Annotated in this window: 3 protein-coding genes; all 3 read right to left on the bottom strand. The window is 40.5% G+C overall.

Going from position 1 to position 2,208, the window contains the following annotated elements; translation table 11 throughout:
- Window positions 1–279 precede the first annotated feature (279 nt).
- The gene (locus tag QZL63_RS08865) at window positions 280–570 is read right to left on the bottom strand and encodes a hypothetical protein (RefSeq protein ID WP_290586628.1); all 291 of its coding nucleotides are present in this window, start codon (window positions 568–570) and stop codon (window positions 280–282) included.
- 302 nt (window positions 571–872) lie between these two features.
- A complete protein-coding gene (locus QZL63_RS08860) occupies window positions 873–1,229 on the bottom strand; it encodes a BACON domain-containing protein (RefSeq protein WP_290586623.1) in 357 nt (118 codons plus the stop codon).
- Window positions 1,226–1,648 carry a lipocalin family protein gene (locus tag QZL63_RS08855; RefSeq protein ID WP_022308960.1) on the bottom strand — a complete coding sequence of 141 codons (423 nt, stop codon included), beginning with the start codon at window positions 1,646–1,648 and terminating at the stop codon, window positions 1,226–1,228. The genes QZL63_RS08860 and QZL63_RS08855 overlap by 4 nt, the downstream gene beginning before the upstream one ends.
- Window positions 1,649–2,208 lie beyond the last annotated feature (560 nt).

Genomic DNA, 2,208 nt, shown 5'->3' with positions numbered 1-2,208 from the left:
GGACCCCTTCATTACGAGTGAAGTGCTCTACCACTGAGCTAATTCGGCTTTCAACTGAAAATCAATAGATTACAGTCGTTCGAAAGATGGGAATCCGTGCGGTGTCCAACAAAGTGTCCAACAATCGCTGTCTGCAATTACTAGCTGGTTAATGATAAGTGGCTTATTTATAGTAGGTTGTGTGTGGTGTGGGTTATATAGAGACAAACTTTTGCAAAGGGGTGTATTTGCCCTTTCCTCGCAAAGTCTGTTCTCGGAAATAGACAGATGCTTTTGTGTTTATACAAACTGTTCCAAATATTTCTCGTTGAAGCCAGCCAACGGGAATTTGAATACACTCGGGTTGCCTTCTTTTGTCGTATAATCGAATACAATCATATTGCTATCGATATGTGCTTGAAACATATTCAAGGTTTCAGTAGATTCTGTAAAGGTAACGATATTAGGGAAAGCCATTGCTGGGATTTCGATTGCTGGATTTAACAGAAAAGACATGCCTGCAAACCCTCGTCCTCGTTTTTGAAAAGTGACGGATACTTGTTGTGCAGGGTCTATATCCAAAGCAAACATGTATCAAAACTCTACAGGTGTAGGATTGTCTTTTTTACGGGCAACAATGAGCGTCATTACACAATCATCGTCATAACTTACGGATTTGGCGACATAGGCTAATTCCATGCCCTCTTTTATTTCCGTTCCTGTTTTTCATTCTATTCTTGGTGTTTTTCTTTTCATTTTAGCTAAAATTTATAGGGGTGATTAAATCTTTGATTATGATATAAATATAGTCAAAATTTATGAGACTTGCAAATAATATAAAAACAAACTTGGATAGAACGGTAAGTATAGACCGCCTATCCAAGTCTGTCTTTTTATTCATTCTCTCCCCATTGTTCCACCATTACGGTTTTGAAAGTATCTTGTAGACTTTCCACACTTTTGAAAATAAGGAGGAATGCAGTACGGGATGATTTGTCGGTATTTTCATCTACCGTTATGCGCAACCCTGTACTTGTAATATCAACTCCAACCCAATCGGGTATTTTGTCATTCCATTGATAGGTCCAATATCCATTACTGGAAACTGTTATCTCTTCGGCCCCACCCTTTGCTGTAAAATGGACGGATAAAGGAGAAACCGTCAAATAATATGCATCCTCGTCAGAACATGCAGATGATATGAAAATGGCCGCAGATATGGCAACAACAACTCTCAAAAGAGATTTCATTGTCTGCTGAATGTCTTGAGTTCGTATTCCTCCCAGCCATCACCCTTTTCATGATACTCCAGCTTAAGGGTCGATGTCGTCAGTTCCTTAATGGTAAAAGTTTGCGGATCTCCAGATTGTGTATATCGAATCGTCAGTTTGTTGTTGGATGATACGGAATAGTCGATACTTTCCGATGAATCCATCTCTTTATAGGAACCAGTTCGGTCTGCATTGAAGACGAAATAGATTTGTGCGTTCGTCATGTCCTCGTTCCATTCGTCCTTGGTGCTGCCGTCGATTTCATAACCGACAGAATGCATGTAACGCCATGTTCCGACGAGTTCTTCCAGATTGATTTGTGCGTTGTCGTCATCATCGGAACAAGCAACAAACGCCGTTGTGGCAAACAGAGCCATCAGCAAGAACAACTTTTTCATGGTTGCAATAAGTTTAGGTTTGTCGTCCCAGCACCTGAACGACGGTTCATCATGTTTGATTTATTAAAAGCAGAAAGCGTGGTGCTGAAAACTTATTCAATGATTGCAGGCCGTAGGAAACCTTGAAGATAAAATAAGCAACAGCCCCACGCCTATACCCACGAATGGATATGACGCGGCAAGATGTCTGCCGATTCTCTCTTCTGTCGAATTTCCTACGTTCGCAATCAGAGAACAAGCAACACTTTCCGTGTTTGTTCGTATGTCCCACAAAGATAGGCAAACAAACTGAAAAGTAAAACATCTTTCCGATTTCTCGGTGCTGTTGCAGTTAAAAATGGACTTTACGCCTGCATAAACTCTGAAACTCTGCTTTTCAGGATCCTGAAAACCACGGATTTCGACTTTACGTCAGCATAAATTCCATATCCGTAAGTTGCAGATTCTGCAATAAATCGTAATGTGTAGATTATGAATAATATAGCTGTCTCGCTATATATTAGTGCGCTTTGTTTTAGAGCATAAGAAAATACCCCTGCCGTCAGACGACAGCAAGGGTA

It is taken from the genome of Alistipes sp. CAG:268 (assembly GCA_000434235.1).
Taxonomy (GTDB): Bacteria; Bacteroidota; Bacteroidia; order Bacteroidales; family Rikenellaceae; genus Alistipes; species Alistipes avistercoris.
This window is presented reverse-complemented; position numbering and strand designations above follow the sequence as displayed.

Bases quoted from the DNA above. Each gene is read 5' to 3' on its own strand.
- QZL63_RS08865 (WP_290586628.1), bottom strand. From the start codon at position 570: ATGTTTGCTTTGGATATAGACCCTGCACAACAAGTATCCGTCACTTTT.
- QZL63_RS08860 (WP_290586623.1), bottom strand. From the start codon at position 1,229: ATGAAATCTCTTTTGAGAGTTGTTGTTGCCATATCTGCGGCCATTTTC.
- QZL63_RS08855 (WP_022308960.1), bottom strand. From the start codon at position 1,648: ATGAAAAAGTTGTTCTTGCTGATGGCTCTGTTTGCCACAACGGCGTTT.